The organism is Caballeronia sp. PC1, assembly GCF_021353155.1.
In the GTDB taxonomy this organism is placed as follows: Bacteria; Pseudomonadota; Gammaproteobacteria; order Burkholderiales; family Burkholderiaceae; genus Caballeronia; species Caballeronia cordobensis.
The window spans coordinates 2,983,501-3,006,854 of sequence record NZ_JAJUBH010000001.1; the positions used below are offsets into that span (position 1 = coordinate 2,983,501).

The window sequence follows — 23,354 nt, forward strand, 5'->3', positions numbered from 1 at the left end:
CCGGCAACGTCGAACGCGCGCTATCACTCACCGAACGCTCACGCGTTCAGCAGAGGTTTTCAACATGGCAAAGAAAATCATCGGCTTTATCAAGCTGCAGATTCCTGCAGGTAAAGCCAACCCGTCGCCGCCGGTTGGTCCGGCACTGGGCCAGCGTGGCCTGAACATCATGGAGTTCTGCAAGGCGTTCAACGCGCAGACTCAGGGCATGGAGCCGGGTCTGCCGGTGCCGGTCGTCATTACGGCATTCGCGGACAAGAGCTTCACGTTCATCATGAAGACGCCGCCGGCTACCGTTCTGATCAAGAAGGCAGCCGCAGTGCAAAAGGGTTCGAGCAAGCCGCATACCGACAAGGTCGGCAATATCACCCGCGCTCAAGCGGAAGAAATCGCGAAGACCAAGATGCCGGATCTCACGGCAGCCGACCTGGATGCAGCCGTGCGTACGATCGCCGGCAGCGCGCGTTCGATGGGCATCACTGTGGAGGGCGTGTAAATGGCTAAGGTTTCTAAGCGCCTTCAGGCATTCGCGACCAAGGTCGATCGTCAAAAGCTGTACGCGATCGAAGACGCACTGACTCTCGTGAAGGAATGCGCGAGCGCGAAGTTCGACGAGTCGATCGACGTGGCAGTGCAACTCGGCATCGACGCGAAGAAGTCGGATCAAGTGGTTCGCGGTTCGGTCGTTCTGCCGGCAGGCACGGGCAAGTCGGTTCGCGTGGCCGTGTTTGCGCAAGGCGACAAGGCTGAACAAGCTCGCGCCGCTGGTGCGGACGTGGTCGGTATGGAAGACCTGGCCGAGCAAGTCAAGGCCGGCAATCTGAACTTCGACGTCGTGATCGCGTCGCCGGACACGATGCGTGTCGTCGGTACGTTGGGTCAGATCCTCGGCCCGCGCGGCCTGATGCCGAACCCGAAGGTCGGTACCGTTACGCCGGACGTCGCGCAAGCAGTGAAGAACGCGAAGGCTGGTCAGGTGCAGTTCCGCGTCGACAAAGCGGGTATCATCCACGGCACGATCGGTCGTGCGTCGTTCGAGTCGGCATCGCTGCGCCAGAATCTGGCCGCGCTGATCGATGCACTGCAAAAGGCGAAGCCGGCGACGAGCAAGGGCGTGTACCTGCGCAAGATCGCTGTGTCGAGCACGATGGGTGTCGGCGTTCGCGTGGATCAATCCACGCTCGCGCAACAGTAAGCATTCTGGGCGCGGTCGGAAGATCGCGCTACTAAAAGGGCTTTGGGCGGTTGCGAGATTGCAGTTCGGTCGAGCAACCGGTTGTCAAAGACCGTTGGTGGTAGTGCAGCAGGCAGGCGCTGCCTTAATTCAAGCCAACGCAGATGGCGAACCCGAAACAGTTTTGTAGTGGTTGAAGTCGGTTGTCGAGCGTCGCGAGACGGTTCACCAATCGATCGAGATACTCCTAACAGTCGGACGCCGTTGTTGAACGTGGTGCACAAGGGTTTGTGGCCCGAATGCATCGAATCTGGAGGTTTAACCGTGCCACTGAACAAAGAAGATAAGCAGGCAGTCGTCGCTGAAGTCGCCGCGCAAGTCGCGAAGGCTCAGACGATGGTGCTCGCTGAGTATCGTGGGATCACGGTTGGCGATCTGACCAAGCTGCGCGCGAAAGCGCGTGAGCAACAGGTGTATCTGCGCGTGTTGAAGAACACGCTGGCGCGTCGCGCCGTCGAAGGTACGCCGTTCGCTCCGCTGGCTGAGCAGATGACCGGTCCTCTGATCTACGGCATCTCGGAAGATGCCATTGCCGCTGCCAAGGTCGTCAACGACTTCGGTAAGGGCAATGACAAGTTGATCATCAAGGCTGGTTCCTACGAAGGCAAAGTGATGGACAAGGCAGGCGTGCAAGCGCTGGCCAACATCCCGAGCCGCGAAGAACTGCTCTCCAAGCTGCTGTTCGTCATGCAGGCGCCTGTTTCTGGCTTTGCGCGCGCTCTGGCCGCGCTGGCTGAAAAGAAGCAGAGCGAAGCTGCGTAACGGTCGCGCTTGGGCGCTAGTCGCTTAACGTAGGCAAAGCTAGATCGCTAGCTCGATCCGAATTCAATCTAGGAGTATTTCACATGGCAATCGCAAAAGAAGACATCCTCGAAGCCGTTGGCTCGATGTCCGTTCTGGAACTGAACGAGCTGGTCAAGGCGTTCGAAGAGAAGTTCGGCGTGTCGGCTGCTGCTGTTGCAGTCGCTGGCCCGGCCGGCGGCGGCGCTGCAGCTGCTGTCGAAGAGCAAACCGAGTTCACCGTGAACCTGCTCGAAGCAGGCGCGAACAAGGTTTCCGTGATTAAGGCTGTTCGTGAACTGACGGGTCTCGGCCTGAAGGAAGCGAAGGACCTGGTCGATGGCGCACCGAAGCCCATCAAGGAAGCGGTGCCCAAGGCTGCTGCTGAAGAAGCCAAGAAGAAGCTGGAAGACGCTGGCGCGAAGGCTGAAATCAAGTAAGTCGCGTTGCGCTATGCGAAGGCTGGCGGTTTTTCACCGCCGGCCTTTTTGTGCTTTGTGGGGATGCAGTTTTGATGCTTGCGAGCAAGCATAAACGTCCCTGCAGAAGCCAAAGAGAACGGTCGTATCGGTATGAATTTCCGGCAGTTCTCTTTGTCTTCTGAAGCGACTGCAGAAGGCAAGTTTGGTCGGGTAGCGGGAAACACAGGCATCCGCTGCCGTCAGCCAGCGGTTGGTAGCGGCCAACCACCAAGCTTCTAGACTCGCGCGTCCTCCCCGGACACGTGCGCGGGTCTCAGTCGGTGAACACCGGGTCGTGACATCGAGGTATCCCGCCTCGGTAACGCCCGCCGTGATTCGGAGATCGTATGCAATATTCCTTCACCGAGAAGAAGCGTATTCGCAAGAGTTTCGCGAAGCGCCCCATCGTTCACCAAGTTCCCTTCTTGCTGGCGACCCAGCTTGAATCATTCCAGACGTTTCTGCAAGCAGACACGTCTTCTTCGCAGCGCAAGGCAGAAGGCTTGCAGGCTGCGTTCAGCTCAGTTTTCCCGATTGTCTCGCACAACGGCTTCGCGCGGCTCGAGTTCGTCAGCTACATGCTGTCGCCGCCCGCGTTCAACATCAAGGAATGTCAGCAGCGTGGCCTGACGTACTGCTCGGCGCTGCGCGCGAAAGTGCGCCTGGTTCTGCTCGACAAGGAATCGCCGAGCAAGCCGGTCGTCAAGGAAGTGAAGGAACAAGAAGTGTACATGGGCGAAATTCCGCTCATGACGCCGACGGGTTCGTTCGTCATCAACGGCACCGAGCGCGTGATCGTGTCGCAGTTGCACCGTTCGCCTGGCGTGTTCTTCGAGCACGACAAGGGCAAGACGCACAGCTCGGGCAAGCTGCTGTTCTCGGCGCGCATCATCCCTTACCGTGGTTCGTGGCTCGATTTCGAGTTCGATCCTAAGGACGTGCTGTACTTCCGCGTCGACCGTCGTCGCAAGATGCCGGTCACGATTCTGCTGAAGGCCATCGGCATGACGCCGGAGCAGATCCTCGCGAACTTCTTCGTGTTCGACAACTTCGGCCTGATGAGCGAAGGCGCGCAGATGGAATTCGTTCCGGAGCGTCTGCGCGGTGAAGTCGCGCGCTTTGACATTCAGGATCGCGATGGCAACGTCATCGTGACGAAGGACAAGCGCATCAACGCGAAGCACATTCGCGACCTCGAAAACGCCAAGACGAAGTTCATCTCGGTGCCCGAGGAGTACCTGCTCGGCCGCGTGCTGGCGAAGAACGTGATCGATCCGGAAACCGGCGAAGTGATCGCGAACGCCAACGAGGAAATCACCGAAACGGTTCTCGAAAAGCTGCGCGAGGCGAAGGTCAAGGACATCCAGACGCTGTACACGAACGATCTGGATCAGGGTCCGTACATCTCGTCGACGCTGCGTATCGACGAAACCGCCGACAAGATGGCCGCGCGCATCGCGATCTATCGCATGATGCGTCCGGGCGAGCCGCCGACCGAAGAAGCGGTCGAGGCGCTGTTCAACCGTCTGTTCTACAGCGAAGACGCGTACGACCTGTCGAAGGTCGGCCGTATGAAGTTCAACCGCCGCGTGGGTCGCGATGAAATCATCGGACCGATGACGCTGCAGGACGACGACATCCTCGCAACCATCAAGATCCTCGTCGAGTTGCGCAACGGCAAGGGCGAAGTGGACGATATCGACCACCTCGGCAATCGTCGCGTGCGTTGCGTCGGCGAACTCGCGGAGAACCAGTTCCGCGCCGGTCTCGTGCGCGTCGAACGCGCGGTGAAGGAACGCCTCGGCCAGGCCGAAAGCGAAAACCTGATGCCGCACGACCTGATCAACTCGAAGCCGATTTCGTCGGCGATCCGCGAGTTCTTCGGTTCGTCGCAGCTTTCGCAGTTCATGGACCAGACCAACCCGCTGTCGGAAATCACGCACAAGCGTCGCGTGTCCGCACTGGGCCCGGGCGGTCTGACGCGCGAGCGCGCGGGCTTCGAAGTCCGCGACGTGCATCCGACGCACTATGGCCGCGTGTGCCCGATCGAAACGCCGGAAGGGCCGAACATCGGTCTGATCAACTCGCTCGCGCTCTACGCGCACCTGAACGAATACGGCTTCCTCGAAACGCCGTACCGCAAGGTCGTGGACAGCAAGGTGACCGACCAGATCGACTATCTGTCGGCAATCGAAGAAGGCCGCTATGTGATCGCGCAGGCGAACGCCGCGGTGGCCGAAGACGGCACGCTGACCGACGAACTCGTATCGTCGCGTGAAGCGGGCGAAACGCTGATGGTCACGCCGGACCGCATCCAGTACATGGACGTGGCGCCGTCGCAGATCGTGTCGGTGGCCGCATCGCTGATTCCGTTCCTCGAACACGACGACGCGAACCGCGCGTTGATGGGCTCGAACATGCAGCGTCAGGCCGTGCCTTGCCTGCGTCCGGAAAAGCCGGTTGTCGGTACGGGCATCGAGCGCACGGTTGCGGTCGACTCGGGCACGACGGTTCAGGCGCTGCGTGGCGGTGTCGTGGACTACGTCGACGCGGGCCGTATCGTGATTCGCGTGAATGACGATGAAGCCGTGGCCGGCGATGTCGGCGTGGACATCTACAACCTGATCAAGTACACGCGTTCGAACCAGAACACGAACATCAACCAGCGTCCGATCGCGAAGGTCGGCGACAAGGTCGCGCGTGGCGACGTGCTGGCTGACGGCGCATCGACCGATCTGGGCGAACTCGCGCTCGGCCAGAACATGCTGGTCGCGTTCATGCCGTGGAACGGCTACAACTTCGAAGACTCGATCCTGATCTCGGAGAAGGTCGTTGCGGACGATCGCTACACGTCGATCCACATCGAAGAACTGAATGTCGTTGCGCGCGACACGAAGCTCGGACCGGAAGAAATCACGCGCGATATCTCGAACCTCGCGGAAGTGCAGCTTGGCCGTCTGGACGAGTCGGGCATCGTGTACATCGGCGCGGAAGTCGAAGCGGGCGACGTGCTCGTCGGTAAGGTCACGCCGAAGGGCGAAACCCAGCTGACGCCGGAAGAAAAGCTGCTGCGCGCGATCTTCGGCGAGAAGGCATCGGACGTGAAGGACACGTCGTTGCGCGTGCCGTCGGGCATGAGCGGCACGGTCATCGACGTGCAAGTGTTCACGCGCGAAGGCATCACGCGTGACAAGCGCGCGCAACAGATCATCGACGATGAACTGAAGCGTTATCGCCTCGATTTGAACGACCAGTTGCGTATTGTGGAAGGCGACGCGTTCTCGCGTCTCGCACGTATGCTGAACGGCAAGGTCGCGAACGGCGGTCCGAAGAAGCTCGCGAAGGGCACGGCAATCGACCTCGCGTACCTCGAAGATCTCGACCACTACCACTGGTTCGACATCCGCCTCGCGGACGAAGAAGCGGCGGCACAGCTGGAAGCGATCAAGGATTCGATCGAGCAGAAGCGTCACCAGTTCGACCTCGCGTTCGAAGAGAAGCGCAAGAAGCTCACGCAAGGCGACGAACTGCCGCCGGGCGTGCTGAAGATGGTCAAGGTGTATCTCGCGGTCAAGCGTCGTCTGCAGCCTGGCGACAAGATGGCGGGCCGTCACGGCAACAAGGGTGTCGTGTCGAAGATCGTGCCGATCGAAGACATGCCGTACATGGCCGATGGCCGTCCGGCCGACGTCGTGCTGAATCCGCTCGGCGTGCCGTCGCGGATGAACGTGGGTCAGATTCTCGAAGTGCATCTGGGCTGGGCCGCGAAGGGTCTGGGCTGGCGCATCGGCGAAATGCTGCAGCGTCAGACGAAGATCGAAGAACTGCGCATGTTCCTGACGCAGATCTACAACGAGTCCGGCCGCAAGGAAGAGCTGGACAGCTTCTCCGACGACGAGATCCTCGAACTCGCGAAGAATCTGCGCGAAGGCGTGCCGTTCGCCACGCCGGTGTTCGACGGTGCGACCGAAGAGGAAATGGGCCGCGCGCTGGATCTGGCGTACCCGGACGATATCGCCACGAACCTCGGCATGAACCCGTCGAAGAATCAGGTTCAACTGCACGATGGCCGCACGGGCGAACCGTTCGAGCGCAAGGTCACGGTCGGCTACATGCACTACCTGAAGCTGCACCACTTGGTCGACGACAAGATGCACGCGCGTTCGACCGGCCCGTACTCGCTCGTCACGCAGCAGCCGCTGGGTGGTAAGGCGCAGTTCGGCGGCCAGCGCTTCGGTGAGATGGAAGTGTGGGCGCTGGAAGCGTACGGCGCATCGTATGTGCTGCAAGAAATGCTGACGGTCAAGTCGGACGACGTCACCGGCCGGACGAAGGTGTATGAGAACCTCGTCAAGGGCGATCACGTCATCGACGCGGGCATGCCGGAATCCTTCAACGTGTTGGTGAAGGAAATCCGCTCGCTCGGTATTGATATCGATCTGGACCGCAACTAATCGGACTACGGAGAGAAAGCAATGAAAGCTCTGCTCGATCTATTCAAGCAAGTCCAACAAGAAGAAGTTTTTGATGCGATCAAGATCGGCCTCGCGTCGCCCGACAAGATTCGCTCTTGGTCGTTCGGCGAAGTGAAGAAGCCGGAGACCATCAACTACCGCACGTTCAAGCCGGAGCGGGATGGTCTGTTCTGCGCGAAGATTTTTGGTCCGATCAAGGACTACGAATGCCTTTGCGGCAAGTACAAGCGCCTGAAGCATCGTGGCGTGATCTGCGAAAAGTGCGGCGTCGAAGTGACGCTGGCGAAGGTGCGTCGTGAGCGGATGGGTCACATCGAGCTCGCGTCGCCGGTCGCGCACATCTGGTTCCTGAAGTCGCTGCCGTCGCGTCTGGGCATGGTGCTCGACATGACGCTGCGCGACATCGAGCGCGTGCTGTACTTCGAAGCCTATGTGGTCATCGATCCGGGCATGACGCCGCTGAAAGCGCGGCAGATCATGACGGAAGAGGATTACTACAACAAGGTCGAAGAGTACGGTGACGAATTCCGTGCCGAAATGGGCGCGGAAGGCGTGCGCGAACTGCTGCGCGCGATCAACATCGACGAACAGGTCGAGATGCTGCGCACCGAACTCAAGAACACGGGTTCGGAAGCGAAGATCAAGAAGTACGCAAAGCGCCTGAAGGTGCTCGAGGCCTTCCAGCGTTCGGGCATCAAGCCGGACTGGATGGTGCTCGAAGTGCTGCCGGTGCTGCCGCCGGAACTGCGTCCGCTCGTGCCGCTGGACGGCGGCCGTTTCGCGACGTCGGACCTGAACGACCTGTATCGCCGCGTGATCAACCGTAACAACCGGTTGAAGCGTCTGCTCGAACTGAAGGCGCCTGAAATCATCGTCCGCAACGAAAAGCGGATGCTGCAGGAAGCCGTCGATTCGCTGCTCGACAACGGCCGTCGCGGCAAGGCGATGACCGGCGCGAACAAGCGTCCGCTGAAGTCGCTCGCCGACATGATCAAGGGTAAGGGCGGTCGTTTCCGTCAGAACCTGCTCGGTAAGCGCGTGGACTACTCGGGCCGTTCGGTGATCGTGGTCGGCCCGACGCTCAAGCTGCATCAGTGCGGTCTGCCGAAGCTGATGGCGCTCGAACTGTTCAAGCCGTTCATCTTCAACAAGCTGGAAGTGATGGGCGTCGCGACGACCATCAAGGCGGCGAAGAAGGAAGTCGAGAACCAGACGCCGGTGGTGTGGGACATTCTCGAAGAAGTCATTCGCGAACATCCGGTCATGCTGAACCGCGCGCCGACGCTGCACCGTCTCGGCATTCAGGCTTTCGAGCCGGTGCTGATCGAAGGTAAGGCGATTCAGCTGCACCCGCTCGTCTGCGCGGCGTTCAACGCCGACTTCGACGGCGACCAGATGGCCGTTCACGTGCCGCTGTCGCTCGAAGCGCAGATGGAAGCGCGCACGCTGATGCTGGCGTCGAACAACGTCCTGTTCCCGGCTAACGGCGATCCGTCGATCGTGCCGTCGCAGGATATCGTGCTGGGCCTATACTACGCGTCGCGTGAAGCGATCAACGGCAAGGGCGAAGGCATGACGTTCACGGGCGTGTCGGAAGTCATCCGCGCGTACGAGAACAAGGAAGTCGAGCTGGCTTCGCGCGTCAACGTGCGTATCACCGAAATGGTGGCGAACGAAGACCAGAGCGAAGGCGCGCCGAAGTTCGTGCCGAAGATCTCGCTGTACGCGACGACCGTCGGCCGTTCGATCCTGTCGGAGATTCTGCCGCCGGGTCTGCCGTTCACGGTGCTGAACAAGCCGCTGAAGAAGAAGCAGATTTCGCAGCTGATCAACACGGCGTTCCGCAAGTGCGGCCTGCGCGAAACGGTGATCTTCGCCGACCAGCTGATGCAGATGGGTTTCCGTCTCGCCACGCGCGCCGGCATCTCGATCTGCGTGGACGACATGCTCGTGCCGCCGCAGAAAGAAACGATCGTCGGCGACGCCGCGAAGAAGGTGAAGGAGTACGACCGTCAGTACATGTCGGGTCTCGTCACCGCGCAGGAACGCTACAACAACGTGGTCGACATCTGGTCGGCGACGTCGGAAGCGGTCGGCAAGGCGATGATGGAGCAGCTCGCAACCGAACCGGTCGTCGACCGCGACGGTAACGAGACGAAGCAAGAGTCGTTCAACTCCATCTACATGATGGCCGACTCGGGCGCTCGCGGTTCCGCGGTGCAGATTCGTCAGCTGGCCGGTATGCGCGGCCTGATGGCGAAGCCGGACGGTTCGATTATCGAAACGCCGATTACCGCGAACTTCCGCGAAGGCCTGAACGTGTTGCAGTACTTCATCTCGACGCACGGCGCTCGTAAGGGTCTGGCGGATACGGCGTTGAAGACCGCGAACTCGGGTTACCTGACGCGTCGTCTCGTCGACGTGACGCAAGATCTGGTCGTCGTCGAAGATGATTGCGGTACGTCGAACGGCGTGGCGATGAAGGCGCTGGTCGAAGGCGGTGAAGTCGTCGAAGCGCTGCGTGACCGTATTCTCGGCCGCGTCGCGGTGGCGGACGTCGTCAATCCGGAAACGCAGGAAACGCTGTACGCGTCCGGCGATCTGCTCGACGAAGACGCGGTGGAAAGGATCGAAGCCCTCGGCATCGACGAAGTGCGCGTGCGCACGCCGCTGACGTGCGAAACGCGTTATGGCCTGTGCGCCGCGTGCTACGGCCGCGATCTCGGCCGCGGTTCGCGCGTGAACGTCGGTGAGGCAGTCGGCGTGATCGCTGCTCAGTCGATCGGTGAGCCGGGCACGCAGCTGACGATGCGTACCTTCCACATCGGTGGTGCGGCATCGCGTGCGGCGGTTGCTTCGACGGTGGAAGCGAAGTCGAACGGTACCGTGCGCTTCACGGCCACGATGCGTTACGTCACCAACGCGAAGGGCGAGCAGGTCGTCATCTCGCGTTCGGGCGAAGCGATCATCGCGGACGACTTCGGTCGCGAGCGTGAGCGTCACAAAGTGCCGTACGGCGCGACGCTGCTACAGCTCGACGGCGCGCAGATCAAGGCCGGTGCGCAACTGGCGCAATGGGATCCGCTGACGCGTCCGATCATCACCGAGTGGGGCGGTACGGTGAAGTTCGAAAACGTCGAGGAGGGCGTGACGGTCGCCAAGCAGATCGACGACGTGACCGGTCTTTCGACGCTCGTCGTGATCGATGCGAAGCGTCGTGGTTCGCAGGCCGGCAAGAGCGTGCGTCCGCAGGTGAAGCTGCTCGACGCGAACGGCGAGGAAGTGAAGATCCCGAACACCGAGCATTCGGTGCAGATCGGCTTCCAGGTCGGCGCACTGATCACCGTGAAGGATGGTCAGCAAGTGCAGGTCGGTGAAGTGCTGGCACGTATCCCGGTTGAAGCGCAGAAGACGCGTGACATTACCGGCGGTCTGCCGCGCGTGGCCGAACTGTTCGAAGCGCGCTCGCCGAAGGACGCGGGTATTCTCGCGGAAGTCACGGGCACGACGTCGTTCGGTAAGGACACGAAGGGCAAGCAGCGTCTCGTCATCACGGACCTCGAAGGCAATCAGCACGAGTTCCTGATCGCGAAGGAAAAGCAGGTGCTGGTGCACGATGGTCAGGTCGTCAACAAGGGCGAAATGATCGTGGACGGCCCGGCGGATCCGCACGACATCCTGCGTCTGCAGGGTATCGAGGCGCTGTCGCGCTACATCGTGGACGAAGTGCAGGACGTGTACCGTCTGCAGGGCGTGAAGATCAACGACAAGCACATCGAAGTCATCGTGCGTCAGATGTTGCGTCGTGTGCAGATCGTCGATAACGGCGATACGCGCTTCATTCCGGGCGAGCAGGTCGAGCGTTCGGACATGCTGGACGAAAACGACAGCATGACCGCGGACGACAAGCGCCCGGCGACGTACGAAAACGTGCTGCTCGGTATCACGAAGGCATCGCTCTCGACCGATTCGTTCATCTCGGCGGCGTCGTTCCAGGAAACGACTCGCGTGCTGACCGAAGCGGCGATCATGGGCAAGCGCGACGATCTGCGTGGCCTGAAGGAAAACGTGATCGTCGGCCGCCTGATTCCGGCCGGTACGGGTCTCGCGTTCCACAAGGCGCGCAAGGCGAAGGAATCGTCGGATCGCGAACGCTTCGACCAGATCGCTGCCGAAGAGGCATTCGATTTCGGTACGCCGGAAACCCCGGCAGCGGAGCAGCAGCAGCCGCACACCAACGAGTAAGCGTTCTTCGCTCGTAGCAGCATCGAACCGCTCAGCTTCGGCTGGGCGGTTTTTTTTCGCCTGTACGTTTCGCCGCCGCCCTCGTCCGAATGGCTAACGCCGCTTTTGCACGCGAATGCGTTGGTAGAATTCGTTATCTCCCACGTCGCAGTGCGCGCTTTCTCCATGTCCCGGTCGCTCGAAATACTCAACGAAATCTTCGGCTATCCCGCGTTTCGCGGACAACAGGCGGAGATCGTCGAGCACGTCGCGGGCGGCGGCGATTCGCTCGTTCTCATGCCAACGGGCGGCGGCAAGTCGCTGTGCTATCAGATACCGTCGCTCGTGCGGCGCGAGGCGGGGCTTGGCGCGGGAATCGTCGTGTCGCCGCTGATCGCACTGATGCAGGATCAGGTCGCCGCACTGACGGAAGTCGGCGTGCGCGCCGCGTACCTCAATTCGACGCTCTCCGGCGCCGAAGCCGCCGCGACCGAACGCGCGTTGCGCAATGGCGAAATCGATCTGCTGTACGTCGCGCCCGAGCGGCTGATGACGCCGCGCTTCCTGGATTTACTCGACAGCTCGCCGGTCGGGCTCTTCGCGATCGACGAAGCGCATTGCGTGTCCCAATGGGGTCACGATTTTCGCCCCGAATACATTCAGCTTTCGGTGCTGCACGAGCGCTTTCCGAACGTGCCGCGCATCGCGCTCACGGCGACCGCGGATGCAATCACGCGCGATGAAATCGTGCATCGCTTGGCGCTCGACGACGCGCGCATCTTCGTTTCGAGCTTCGACCGGCCGAATATCCGCTATCGAATCGTCGAGAAGGACAACGCGCGCTCGCAGTTGCTCGATTTCATCCGCGCGGAACACACGAACAAGGACGGCACGACCGATGCGGGCGTCGTCTATTGCCTGTCGCGCCGCAAGGTCGAGGAGACCGCGGACTGGCTCAAGGGGCAGGGCGTCCGCGCGCTGCCTTATCACGCGGGCATGGAATTCGAGACGCGCCAGAAGCACCAGGAAATGTTCCAGCGCGAGGAAGGCATCGTCATGTGCGCGACGATCGCCTTCGGCATGGGCATCGACAAGCCGGATGTGCGCTTCGTCGCGCATCTGGATTTGCCGAAGAGCGTCGAGGGCTACTATCAGGAAACCGGGCGCGCAGGCCGTGACGGTCTGCCGGCGAACGCGTGGATGGCCTATGGGCTGGGCGACGTCGTTCAGCAGCGCAAGATGATCGACGAGTCCGAAGCGGACGACGCGCACAAGCGCGTGCAGACCGGCAAGCTCGATGCGTTGCTCGGCCTGTGTGAAGTCGCGTCATGCCGCCGCGTGCGCCTGCTCGCGTACTTCGGCGAGACCAGCACGCCGTGCGGCAATTGCGATACGTGTCTGGAGCCGCCCGCTTCCTTCGATGCCACGCGCGAGGCGCAGATGGCGCTGTCGTGCGTCTATCGGGCGCAAAGGGCGAGCGGATTCCATTTTGGCGCGGGTCATCTCATCGATATTCTTCGCGGCACGCGCAGCGAAAAAGTGCTGCAACGCGGCCACGAAAAGATTTCTACCTTCGGTGTAGGGGCGGCGCTGTCCGAACCTGAATGGCGTGCGGTGTTTCGGCAACTCGTCGCGTTCGGCTTTCTCGCGGTCGATCACGAGGGCTTCGGCTCGCTCGTACTGACCGACGCCAGCAAGCCGGTGCTCAAAGGCGAAGAGCGCGTGACGCTGCGCAAGTACGTGAAGCCAACGCGGGCCCGGTCGTCTTCGAGTCGCACGGGCGAACGCGCCGATCCGACCGCGGGCATGTCGACGCGCGAAAAGTCCCGCTGGGAGCGGCTTCGCGCGTGGCGTGCCGAAACTGCGAAAAGCGACGGCGTGCCGGCGTATGTCATCTTCCACGATGCCACCCTCGCGGAAATCGCGCGTAGCGATCCCGATACCATCGACGATCTGCGCCATATCCCCGGTATCGGCGTGCGCAAGCTCGAACGCTTCGGCGATGAATTGCTCGATGTCGTCGGATCGGATTGACGCCGCGCGGCGAAAACTCGTCGAAATCGTCGCAACGTATTGACCCGATTGCGATTTTCGGAATATCATGCTTGGTTCTCGTTCTTGGTCCGCATTCGGACTCGGCCTAGTGTCGGGTACGGAAAGCGAAATCCATCGGCGAGAATCGTCAAACGCGCAGTTCTTTTCGCTTTGCCCGAGAGAACTGCGTGGATTTTGTTCAATTTCAGGAATAAACGATGCCAACCATCAATCAACTGGTTCGCAAAGGCCGCGCGTCGGAAACGACGAAGAGCAAGTCGCCGGCCCTGCAGGACTGCCCGCAGCGTCGCGGCGTGTGCACCCGCGTGTACACGACGACGCCGAAGAAGCCGAACTCGGCACTCCGTAAGGTCGCCAAGGTTCGCCTGACGAACGGCTTCGAAGTCATTTCGTACATCGGTGGTGAAGGCCACAACCTGCAAGAACACTCGGTCGTGCTGATTCGCGGCGGCCGTGTGAAGGACTTGCCGGGTGTGCGTTACCACATGGTTCGCGGCTCGCTGGATACGCAGGGCGTCAAGGACCGTAAGCAAGCTCGCTCGAAGTACGGTGCGAAGCGTGCCAAGGCTGGCAAGTAAGCTGCCAGTTCGCTGTAGAAGAATCAGGTCGCCGCAAGGCGGTTAAGGCGGTGGTGCCGGAAATGCCGGTGTCATCGAGTAAGTGGTCACCCGGCCAAGCTGGTTTAGTCGAATAGATGTGGATCGGGTTAGTTGGTGACCGCGGAGCAGAAGACGCTCCAACTGAACAAGCAAAGGAAGAATCATGCCGCGTCGTCGCGAAGTCCCCAAGCGGGAAGTGTTGCCGGATCCGAAGTTCGGCAACGTAGATGTAGCCAAGTTCATGAACGTGCTGATGCTCTCCGGCAAGAAGTCGGTTGCCGAGCGTATCGTGTACGGCGCTTTTGAACAGATCCAGACCAAGGGTGGCAAGGACCCGCTGGAAGTGTTCACGGTTGCGCTCAACAACGTGAAGCCGGTGGTCGAAGTGAAGAGCCGTCGCGTTGGTGGTGCCAACTATCAGGTTCCGGTCGAAGTGCGTCCGTCGCGTCGTATGGCATTGGCGATGCGTTGGTTGCGTGAAGCCGCGAAGAAGCGCAGCGAAAAGTCGATGGCCCTGCGTCTCGCAGGTGAACTGCAGGAAGCGGCGGAAGGCCGTGGTGGCGCAATGAAGAAGCGCGACGAAGTTCACCGCATGGCAGAAGCCAACAAGGCATTCTCGCACTTCCGTTTCTAAGCTCCCGCTCACCGGGCAAACGGAAAATCAGGGCGGGTGCGCTAGTTTTGGCGCCTCGCCCGTTTGTGTTAGGGCGCGGCCGGCAGTTCGCCGGCGCGTCGACCGAAAAAGGATCCAAAGTGGCTCGCAAGACACCTATCGAGCGCTACCGCAATATCGGTATCAGCGCTCACATCGACGCCGGCAAAACGACGACGACCGAGCGCATCCTGTTCTACACGGGCGTGAACCACAAGATTGGTGAAGTTCACGACGGCGCAGCAACGATGGACTGGATGGAGCAGGAGCAAGAGCGCGGCATCACCATCACGTCGGCTGCTACCACGGCCTTCTGGAAGGGCATGGGCGGCAACTATCCCGAGCACCGCATCAACATTATCGACACCCCGGGACACGTCGACTTCACGATCGAAGTGGAACGCTCGATGCGCGTTCTCGACGGCGCATGCATGGTTTATTGCGCAGTGGGCGGCGTGCAGCCGCAGTCGGAAACGGTGTGGCGTCAGGCGAACAAGTACAAGGTTCCCCGTCTCGCGTTCGTCAACAAGATGGACCGTACCGGCGCGAACTTCTTCAAGGTCTACGACCAGCTGAAGAACCGCCTGAAGGCGAACCCGGTTCCGGTCGTGGTGCCGATCGGCGCGGAAGAAAACTTCAAGGGCGTCGTCGACCTCCTGAAGATGAAAGCGATCATTTGGGACGAAGCGTCGCAAGGCACGAAGTTCGACTACGTCGACATCCCGGCTGAACTCGTCGATACGTGCAACGAGTGGCGCGAAAAGATGATCGAGTCGGCTGCCGAAGCCAGCGAAGAGCTGATGGAAAAGTACCTCGGCGGCGAAGAGCTGTCGGAAGCGGAAATCGTCAAGGCGATCCGCGACCGGACCATCGCGTGCGAAATCCAGCCGATGCTGTGCGGCACCGCGTTCAAGAACAAGGGCGTGCAGCGCATGCTCGACGCCGTGATCGACTTCCTGCCGTCGCCGGTCGACATTCCCCCGGTTACGGGTGAACTCGAAAGCGGCGAGAAGGGTGAGCGTCGCGCAGCCGACGACGAAAAGTTCGCGGCGCTCGCGTTCAAGATCATGACCGACCCGTTCGTCGGCCAGCTGATCTTCTTCCGCGTGTACTCGGGCATCGTCAATTCGGGCGACACCATCCTGAATGCGACCAAGGACAAGAAGGAGCGTCTGGGCCGTATTCTGCAGATGCACGCGAACCAGCGCGAAGAAATCAAGGAAGTGCGCGCGGGTGACATCGCTGCAGCCGTTGGCCTGAAGGAAGCAACCACGGGCGACACGCTGTGCGATCCGCAAAGCCCGATCGTGCTCGAACGCATGATTTTCCCGGAGCCGGTTATTTCGCAGGCCGTTGAGCCGAAGACGAAGCCCGACCAGGAAAAGATGGGTCTGGCGCTGAACCGCCTGGCACAGGAAGATCCGTCGTTCCGCGTTCAGACTGACGAAGAATCGGGCCAGACCATTATTTCGGGCATGGGCGAGCTCCACCTGGAAATTCTGGTGGACCGTATGAAGCGCGAATTCGGCGTGGAAGCAACTGTCGGCAAGCCGCAGGTTGCGTACCGCGAAACGATCCGCGGTACGGCTGCGGACGTTGACGGCAAGTTCGTCAAGCAGTCGGGTGGTCGCGGCCAGTACGGTCACGCGGTCATCACGCTCGAGCCGAACGAGCAGGGCAAGGGTTACGAGTTCCTGGACGAAATCAAGGGCGGCGTGATCCCGCGCGAGTACATCCCGGCAGTGGACAAGGGTATCCAGGAAACGCTGAAGTCGGGCGTGCTGGCTGGCTTTCCGGTCGTCGACGTGAAGGTTCACCTGACGTTCGGTTCGTACCACGACGTGGACTCGAACGAAAATGCGTTCCGTATGGCCGGCTCGATGGCCTTCAAGGAAGCAATGCGCAAGGCAAGCCCGGTCATCCTCGAACCGATGATGGCTGTGGAAGTCGAAACGCCTGAAGACTATATGGGCAACGTGATGGGCGATCTGTCCAGCCGTCGCGGTATCGTCCAGGGCATGGAAGACATGATCGGCGGTGGCAAGATCGTCCGTGCGGAAGTTCCGCTGTCGGAAATGTTCGGCTACTCGACGTCGCTGCGTTCGGCCACGCAAGGCCGTGCAACGTACACGATGGAGTTCAAGCACTACGCTGAAGCTCCGCGTAACGTCGCCGAGGCGATCATCAACGCCAAGGGCAAGTAATTCGGCGCAAGCCACAAGCTTTAACCGATAACCAAACTTTGAAAGAAGGTAATCATGGCAAAAGGTAAATTCGAGCGGACCAAGCCGCACGTGAACGTGGGCACGATCGGTCACGTTGACCACGGCAAGACCACGCTGACGGCAGCAATCACGACGGTGCTGACCAAGAAGTTCGGCGGCGAAGCCAAGGCGTACGACCAGATCGACGCGGCGCCGGAAGAAAAGGCACGTGGTATCACCATCAACACCGCGCACGTCGAGTACGAAACGGCTAACCGCCACTACGCACACGTCGACTGTCCGGGCCACGCCGACTACGTGAAGAACATGATCACGGGCGCAGCGCAGATGGACGGCGCAATCCTGGTGTGCTCGGCCGCTGACGGCCCGATGCCGCAAACGCGTGAACACATCCTGTTGGCCCGTCAGGTCGGCGTGCCGTACATCATCGTGTTCCTGAACAAGTGCGACATGGTGGACGACGCCGAACTGCTCGAACTCGTCGAAATGGAAGTGCGCGAACTCCTGTCGAAGTACGACTTCCCGGGCGACGACACCCCGATCATCAAGGGTTCGGCGAAGCTGGCGCTGGAAGGCGACACGGGCGAGCTGGGCGAAGTGGCGATCATGAACCTGGCCGACGCACTGGACACGTACATCCCGACGCCGGAGCGCGCTGTTGACGGTTCGTTCCTGATGCCGGTGGAAGACGTGTTCTCGATCTCGGGTCGCGGCACGGTGGTGACGGGTCGTATCGAGCGTGGCCTGGTGAAGGTCGGCGAGGAAATCGAAATCGTCGGTATCAAGCCGACGGTGAAGACGACCTGCACGGGCGTGGAAATGTTCCGCAAGCTGCTGGACCAAGGTCAAGCGGGCGACAACGTCGGTATCCTGCTGCGCGGCACGAAGCGTGAAGACGTGGAGCGCGGCCAGGTTCTGGCCAAGCCGGGTTCGATCACGCCGCACACGCACTTCACGGCTGAAGTGTACGTGCTGAGCAAGGACGAAGGCGGCCGTCACACGCCGTTCTTCAACAACTACCGTCCGCAGTTCTACTTCCGTACGACGGACGTGACGGGCTCGATCGAGCTGCCGAAGGACAAGGAAATGGTGATGCCGGGCGACAACGTGTCGATCACGGTGAAGCTGATCGCCCCGATCGCCATGGAAGAAGGTCTGCGCTTCGCAATTCGCGAAGGCGGCCGTACCGTCGGCGCCGGTGTCGTTGCGAAGATTATCGAGTAAAATCTCGGATTCGCTCGATCTGAAGTAGCAGCACCCGACCGGGTTCGGGCGTGCGCTCTCCGCAAGCGCCCGAACCCACGCTCTTTTGCCCAATCGGCGGTGCAAGACCGCCTCGCTCTTTTAAGGAATCGTCATGCAGAACCAGAAAATCCGTATTCGTCTGAAGGCTTTCGACTATCGCCTGATCGATCAATCGGCAGCCGAGATCGTCGATACGGCGAAGCGGACTGGCGCGATCGTCCGTGGCCCGGTGCCGCTGCCGACGCGTATTCAGCGTTTCGACATCCTGCGTTCGCCGCACGTCAACAAGACGTCGCGCGACCAGCTCGAAATCCGTACGCATCAGCGCCTGATGGACATCGTCGATCCGACGGACAAGACCGTCGACGCGCTGATGAAGCTCGACCTGCCGGCTGGCGTGGACGTCGAGATCAAGCTGCAGTAAGTCCCAAAGGTCCGCTGGCGGCAACAAAGCCGGCAGACGGAGCTAAGTCTTTGATTGCTTGCATGATTCGAAAAGCCTTGTTATACTCCAAGGCTTTTCGCGCCTATGCGCACGAAAAAGACGCAAGAAAGCCGACCCAGTCTCTCGTGACGAAGCCGGCATTTGTAAATCAGCCCCGACCAATCGCAGTTGGGAATGGAGAAAACGATGAGCCTTGGACTCGTAGGTCGCAAGGTTGGCATGACCCGTATCTTCACGCCTGAGGGGGATTCGATCCCCGTCACCGTGCTGGACGTGTCGGACAACCGCGTGACGCAGATCAAGACCGTTGAAACGGATGGTTATACCGCCGTTCAGGTTGCATTCGGCGCTCGCCGCGCATCGCGCGTGACGAAGCCGTTGGCGGGTCACCTCGCCAAAGCCGGCGTTCAAGCCGGTGAAATCCTCAAGGAATTCCATATCGATACGGCCAAGGCAGGTGAACTGTCGAACGGCGCTGTCATCGGTACGGACATTTTCGAAGTGGGCCAGAAGGTCGATGTGCAAGGCACGTCGATCGGTAAGGGCTACGCCGGTACCATCAAGCGCTACAACTTCGCTTCGGGCCGCGCATCGCACGGTAACTCGCGTTCGCACAACGTTCCGGGTTCGATCGGTATGGCGCAGGATCCGGGTCGTGTTTTCCCGGGCAAGCGCATGACGGGTCACCTCGGCGATGACACCGTTACGGTTCAAAACCTCGAAATCGCCCGCATCGACGCTGAGCGCAATCTGCTGCTCGTCCGCGGTGCTGTTCCGGGTGCGAAGGGCGGCAAGGTCTTCGTGACCCCGGCCGTCAAGACGCGTGCTGTGAAAGGAGCGAAATAATGGAACTTAAGCTCCTGAATGCCAATGGTCAGGAAGGCGCTGGCGTGAACGCATCGGACGTCGTGTTCGGTCGCGATTACAACGAAGCCCTGATTCACCAGGTCGTCGTCGCCTATCAGGCGAATGCACGCAGCGGCAACCGCGCTCAGAAGGATCGCGAGCAGGTCAAGCACACCACCAAGAAGCCGTGGCGTCAGAAGGGTACGGGTCGCGCTCGTGCCGGTATGTCGTCGAGCCCGTTGTGGCGTGGCGGTGGTCGCATTTTCCCGAATTCGCCGGAAGAAAACTTCTCGCACAAGGTCAACAAGAAGATGCATCGCGCGGGTCTCCGCTCGATCTTCTCGCAGTTGGCTCGCGAAGGCCGCATCGCTGTTGTCGAAGACTTCGTGCTCGAAGCTCCGAAGACCAAGCTGTTGGCCGAAAAATTCAAGGCAATGGGCCTCGACTCCGTGTTGGTGATCACCGATACGGTCGATGAGAACCTGTACCTCGCGTCGCGCAACCTGGCCCACGTGGCGGTTGTCGAGCCGCGTTACGCCGACCCGCTCTCGCTGATCTACTTCAAGAAAGTGCTGATCACGAAGGCTGCGGTTGCTCAGATCGAGGAGTTGCTGTCATGAGCGAAATCCGCAAAAACGATCATCGTTTGATGCAAGTTCTGCTCGCGCCGGTGATCTCCGAAAAGGCGACGCTGGTTGCCGACAAGAACGAACAAGTTGTGTTCGAAGTCGCACCGGACGCCACGAAGCAGGAAGTCAAGGCTGCTGTCGAGCTGCTGTTCAAGGTCGAAGTCAATTCCGTCAACGTGCTCGTCACGAAGGGCAAAGCAAAGCGCTTTGGCCGCTTCAACGGCAAGCGCAAGGACGTGAAAAAGGCGTACGTCTGCCTGAAGCCCGGCCAGGAAATCAACTTTGAAGCGGAGGCCAAGTAATCATGGCAATCGTGAAAGTTAAGCCGACCTCGCCGGGTCGCCGCGCGATGGTCAAGATCGTCAACAAGGATCTGCACAAGGGCAAGCCGCACGCAGCGCTGCTCGACACGCAATCCAAGTCGGCGGGCCGTAACAACAACGGCCGCATCACCACGCGTCACCAGGGTGGTGGTCACAAGCAGCACTATCGTATCGTCGATTTCCGTCGCAACAAGGACGGCATCCCGGCAAAGGTCGAGCGTCTCGAATACGACCCGAACCGTAGCGCGAACATCGCGCTGGTTCTGTACGCAGATGGCGAGCGCCGCTACATCATCGCGCCGAAGGGCGTGACGGTCGGTACGCAGCTCATGTCCGGTTCGGAAGCGCCGATCCGCGCGGGTAACACCCTGCCGATCCGCAACATCCCGGTCGGTACGACGATCCACTGCATCGAAATGCTGCCGGGCAAGGGCGCGCAAATGGCGCGTTCGGCTGGTACGTCCGCCATGCTGCTGGCTCGCGAAGGCGTCTACGCTCAAGTGCGTCTGCGCTCGGGCGAAATCCGCCGCGTGCACGTCGAGTGCCGCGCGACGATCGGCGAAGTGGGTAACGAAGAGCACAGCCTCCGTCAAATCGGTAAGGCTGGCGCGAACCGCTGGCGCGGTATCCGTCCGACGGTGCGCGGCGTTGCAATGAACCCGGTCGATCACCCGCACGGCGGTGGTGAAGGTAAGACGGCAGCAGGTCGCGATCCGGTGAGCCCGTGGGGCACGCCGACGAAGGGCTATCGCACCCGCAGCAACAAGCGCACGACGACCATGATCGTCCAGCGCCGTCACAAGCGTTAAGGAGTAGGCAATGACACGTTCTGCTAAAAAAGGTCCGTTCTGCGACGCTCATTTGCTGAAGAAAGTTGAGGCGGCTGCGTCCACGCGTGACAAGAAGCCGATCAAGACCTGGTCGCGTCGTTCGACGATTCTGCCGGACTTCATCGGTCTGACGATCGCCGTCCATAACGGCCGTCAGCACGTTCCGGTGTACGTCACGGAAAACATGGTCGGCCACAAGCTTGGCGAGTTCGCACTGACCCGTACGTTCAAGGGTCACGCGGCCGACAAGAAGGCCAAGAAATAAGGGGCAATCAAGATGGAAGTGAAAGCAATTCATCGCGGTGCCCGCATCTCGGCGCAGAAGACGCGCCTTGTGGCTGACCAGATTCGTGGTTTGCCGGTCGACAAGGCGCTGAACGTTCTGACGTTCTCGCCGAAGAAGGCGGCGGGTATCGTCAAGAAGGTCGTGCTGTCTGCGATCGCGAATGCGGAGCACAACGAAGGCGCCGATATCGACGAGCTCAAGATCAAGAGCATCTACGTCGACAAGGCTGCTTCGCTGAAGCGTTTCACCGCACGCGCCAAGGGTCGCGGTAATCGCATCGAGAAGCAATCCTGTCACATCACTGTGACGGTCGGGAATTAAGGAGCCATACGATGGGACAGAAAATTCATCCGACTGGCTTCCGTTTGGCCGTCAGCCGCAATTGGGCTTCGCGCTGGTACGCGAACAACAACAATTTCGCGGCGATGTTGCAGGAAGACATCGGTGTCCGTGAATACCTGAAGAAGAAGCTGAAGAACGCTTCGGTCGGTCGCGTCGTCATCGAGCGTCCGGCGAAGAACGCGCGCATCACTATTTACAGCTCGCGTCCTGGCGTCGTCATCGGCAAGAAGGGTGAAGACATCGAACTGCTGAAGTCCGAGCTGCAAAAGCGCATGGGCGTTCCGGTTCACGTCAACATCGAAGAAATCCGCAAGCCGGAAACCGATGCTCAGCTGATCGCTGACTCCATCACGCAGCAGCTCGAGCGCCGGATCATGTTCCGCCGCGCGATGAAGCGTGCGATGCAGAACGCGATGCGTCTTGGCGCCCAAGGCATCAAGATCATGAGCGCGGGCCGCCTGAACGGTATCGAAATCGCTCGTACCGAGTGGTATCGCGAAGGTCGCGTGCCCCTCCATACGCTGCGTGCGGATATCGACTACGCGACTTCGGAAGCGAAGACGACGTACGGCATCATCGGCGTGAAGGTGTGGGTCTATAAGGGCGACACCCTCGGCCGTAACGAAGCGCCGGTCGTGGAAGAAGTGGCGGAAGAAAAGCGTCCGCGCCGCAACGCACGTCCGGGTGGCGATCGCCGTCCGCGTCGCGATGGTGAAGGCGGTGGCCCGGCAGGTGCACGCCGTGGCGGTCCTCGCCGTGGCGGTGACGCGAAGACTGGAGAATAACGATGCTGCAACCGAAACGCAGAAAGTATCGCAAAGAGCAGAAGGGTCGTAACACCGGCAAGGCGACGCGCGGCAACGCAGTGTCGTTCGGTGAGTACGGTCTGAAGGCTATCGGTCGCGGCCGTTTGACCGCGCGTCAAATCGAAGCGGCGCGTCGTGCAATGACGCGTCACATCAAGCGTGGCGGCCGGATCTGGATCCGTATCTTCCCGGACAAGCCGATTTCGCAAAAGCCGGCCGAAGTGCGTATGGGTAACGGCAAGGGTAATCCTGAGTACTACGTCGCCGAGATTCAGCCGGGCAAGATGCTGTACGAAATGGACGGTGTCACCGAAGAACTGGCGCGCGAAGCGTTCCGTCTGGCTGCAGCCAAACTGCCGCTCAAGACGAACTTCGTGGTCCGTCAGCTCGGCGCCTAAGGAGTAAATATGAAGGCAACTGAACTTCGCCAGAAAGACCAGGACGCGCTCAACAAGGAGTTGTCGGACCTGCTCAAGGCGCAATTTGGCCTGCGCATGCAACTCGCGACCCAGCAGCTCACGAACACGAGCCAGCTGAAGAAGGTTCGTCGCGACATCGCGCGCGTGCGCACCGTCATGACCGAGAAGGCGAACCAGAAATGAACGATAGCGTAAAAACCTCGCTCAAGCGGACGCTGGTCGGCAAGGTCGTCAGCAACAAGATGGACAAGACGGTCACCGTGCTGGTCGAGCACCGCGTGAAGCATCCGATCTACGGCAAGTACGTCGTGCGTTCGAAGAAGTATCACGCGCACGATGACGCGAACACGTACAACGAAGGCGATCTCGTCGAAATCCAGGAAACCCGTCCGATTTCGAAGACGAAAGCCTGGGTTGTGTCGAAGCTGGTTGAAGCGGCTCGCGTGATCTAAAGCCGAAGTAGAAGTAAGGCGATGCA

The 23,354-nt window shown here is 60.5% G+C and carries 22 protein-coding genes; all 22 read left to right on the forward strand.

What is annotated here, in order from left to right:
• Positions 1 to 64: 64 nt before the first annotated feature.
• On the forward strand, positions 65 to 496 hold the full coding sequence (rplK, locus tag LY284_RS14280; protein WP_008343796.1) for a 50S ribosomal protein L11: 432 nt from the start codon (positions 65 to 67) through the stop codon (positions 494 to 496).
• Complete coding sequence (gene rplA, locus LY284_RS14285) at positions 497 to 1,195, forward strand: 50S ribosomal protein L1 (RefSeq protein WP_014192488.1); 699 nt, start codon at positions 497 to 499, stop codon at positions 1,193 to 1,195. It begins immediately after the preceding gene.
• 303 nt (positions 1,196 to 1,498) lie between these two features.
• Positions 1,499 to 1,996: a 50S ribosomal protein L10 gene (gene rplJ, locus LY284_RS14290; protein WP_014192487.1), complete on the forward strand. Its 498-nt coding sequence runs from the start codon at positions 1,499 to 1,501 to the stop codon at positions 1,994 to 1,996.
• Between the two features lie 83 nt (positions 1,997 to 2,079).
• Positions 2,080 to 2,454 (forward strand): 50S ribosomal protein L7/L12, encoded by a 375-nt coding sequence (rplL, locus tag LY284_RS14295; RefSeq protein WP_014192486.1) that lies wholly within the window; start codon positions 2,080 to 2,082, stop codon positions 2,452 to 2,454.
• A gap of 368 nt (positions 2,455 to 2,822) precedes the next feature.
• On the forward strand, positions 2,823 to 6,929 hold the full coding sequence (gene rpoB, locus LY284_RS14300; RefSeq protein ID WP_014192485.1) for a DNA-directed RNA polymerase subunit beta: 4,107 nt from the start codon (positions 2,823 to 2,825) through the stop codon (positions 6,927 to 6,929).
• A 21-nt stretch (positions 6,930 to 6,950) separates the two neighbouring features.
• The gene (rpoC, locus tag LY284_RS14305; RefSeq protein ID WP_014192484.1) at positions 6,951 to 11,195 is read left to right on the forward strand and encodes a DNA-directed RNA polymerase subunit beta'; all 4,245 of its coding nucleotides are present in this window, start codon (positions 6,951 to 6,953) and stop codon (positions 11,193 to 11,195) included.
• Positions 11,196 to 11,360: 165 nt separating this feature from the next.
• On the forward strand, positions 11,361 to 13,208 hold the full coding sequence (gene recQ / locus LY284_RS14310) for a DNA helicase RecQ (RefSeq protein ID WP_014192483.1): 1,848 nt from the start codon (positions 11,361 to 11,363) through the stop codon (positions 13,206 to 13,208).
• 218 nt (positions 13,209 to 13,426) lie between these two features.
• Complete coding sequence (rpsL, locus tag LY284_RS14315) at positions 13,427 to 13,807, forward strand: 30S ribosomal protein S12 (protein WP_006998493.1); 381 nt, start codon at positions 13,427 to 13,429, stop codon at positions 13,805 to 13,807.
• 184 nt (positions 13,808 to 13,991) lie between these two features.
• Positions 13,992 to 14,462 carry a 30S ribosomal protein S7 gene (gene rpsG, locus LY284_RS14320; RefSeq protein ID WP_008343817.1) on the forward strand — a complete coding sequence of 157 codons (471 nt, stop codon included), beginning with the start codon at positions 13,992 to 13,994 and terminating at the stop codon, positions 14,460 to 14,462.
• A gap of 119 nt (positions 14,463 to 14,581) precedes the next feature.
• Complete coding sequence (gene fusA / locus LY284_RS14325; protein ID WP_045452234.1) at positions 14,582 to 16,684, forward strand: elongation factor G; 2,103 nt, start codon at positions 14,582 to 14,584, stop codon at positions 16,682 to 16,684.
• 54 nt (positions 16,685 to 16,738) lie between these two features.
• Positions 16,739 to 17,929 (forward strand): elongation factor Tu, encoded by a 1,191-nt coding sequence (gene tuf, locus LY284_RS14330; protein ID WP_014192481.1) that lies wholly within the window; start codon positions 16,739 to 16,741, stop codon positions 17,927 to 17,929.
• A gap of 133 nt (positions 17,930 to 18,062) precedes the next feature.
• Complete coding sequence (rpsJ, locus tag LY284_RS14335) at positions 18,063 to 18,374, forward strand: 30S ribosomal protein S10 (RefSeq protein ID WP_006998489.1); 312 nt, start codon at positions 18,063 to 18,065, stop codon at positions 18,372 to 18,374.
• A 207-nt stretch (positions 18,375 to 18,581) separates the two neighbouring features.
• Positions 18,582 to 19,241 (forward strand): 50S ribosomal protein L3, encoded by a 660-nt coding sequence (gene rplC / locus LY284_RS14340; RefSeq protein WP_014192480.1) that lies wholly within the window; start codon positions 18,582 to 18,584, stop codon positions 19,239 to 19,241.
• The gene (gene rplD / locus LY284_RS14345) at positions 19,241 to 19,861 is read left to right on the forward strand and encodes a 50S ribosomal protein L4 (protein ID WP_008343845.1); all 621 of its coding nucleotides are present in this window, start codon (positions 19,241 to 19,243) and stop codon (positions 19,859 to 19,861) included. Before rplC ends, rplD begins: the two co-directional genes overlap by 1 nt.
• Positions 19,858 to 20,172: a 50S ribosomal protein L23 gene (gene rplW / locus LY284_RS14350; RefSeq protein WP_008343846.1), complete on the forward strand. Its 315-nt coding sequence runs from the start codon at positions 19,858 to 19,860 to the stop codon at positions 20,170 to 20,172. Before rplD ends, rplW begins: the two co-directional genes overlap by 4 nt.
• Positions 20,173 to 20,174: 2 nt before the next feature.
• Positions 20,175 to 21,002, forward strand: coding sequence for a 50S ribosomal protein L2 (rplB, locus tag LY284_RS14355; RefSeq protein ID WP_014192479.1), 828 nt, complete (start codon positions 20,175 to 20,177; stop codon positions 21,000 to 21,002).
• Positions 21,003 to 21,012: 10 nt separating this feature from the next.
• Complete coding sequence (gene rpsS / locus LY284_RS14360; RefSeq protein WP_008343850.1) at positions 21,013 to 21,288, forward strand: 30S ribosomal protein S19; 276 nt, start codon at positions 21,013 to 21,015, stop codon at positions 21,286 to 21,288.
• A 12-nt stretch (positions 21,289 to 21,300) separates the two neighbouring features.
• Entirely contained in the window at positions 21,301 to 21,630 is a 330-nt protein-coding gene (gene rplV, locus LY284_RS14365) for a 50S ribosomal protein L22 (RefSeq protein ID WP_004199272.1), read from the forward strand.
• An 11-nt stretch (positions 21,631 to 21,641) separates the two neighbouring features.
• Entirely contained in the window at positions 21,642 to 22,436 is a 795-nt protein-coding gene (gene rpsC / locus LY284_RS14370) for a 30S ribosomal protein S3 (RefSeq protein WP_014192478.1), read from the forward strand.
• Positions 22,437 to 22,438: 2 nt separating this feature from the next.
• Complete coding sequence (rplP, locus tag LY284_RS14375) at positions 22,439 to 22,855, forward strand: 50S ribosomal protein L16 (RefSeq protein WP_014192477.1); 417 nt, start codon at positions 22,439 to 22,441, stop codon at positions 22,853 to 22,855.
• 9 nt (positions 22,856 to 22,864) lie between these two features.
• Positions 22,865 to 23,059: a 50S ribosomal protein L29 gene (gene rpmC, locus LY284_RS14380; protein WP_014192476.1), complete on the forward strand. Its 195-nt coding sequence runs from the start codon at positions 22,865 to 22,867 to the stop codon at positions 23,057 to 23,059.
• Positions 23,056 to 23,328 (forward strand): 30S ribosomal protein S17, encoded by a 273-nt coding sequence (rpsQ, locus tag LY284_RS14385; RefSeq protein ID WP_008343854.1) that lies wholly within the window; start codon positions 23,056 to 23,058, stop codon positions 23,326 to 23,328. The genes rpmC and rpsQ overlap by 4 nt, the downstream gene beginning before the upstream one ends.
• Positions 23,329 to 23,354 lie beyond the last annotated feature (26 nt).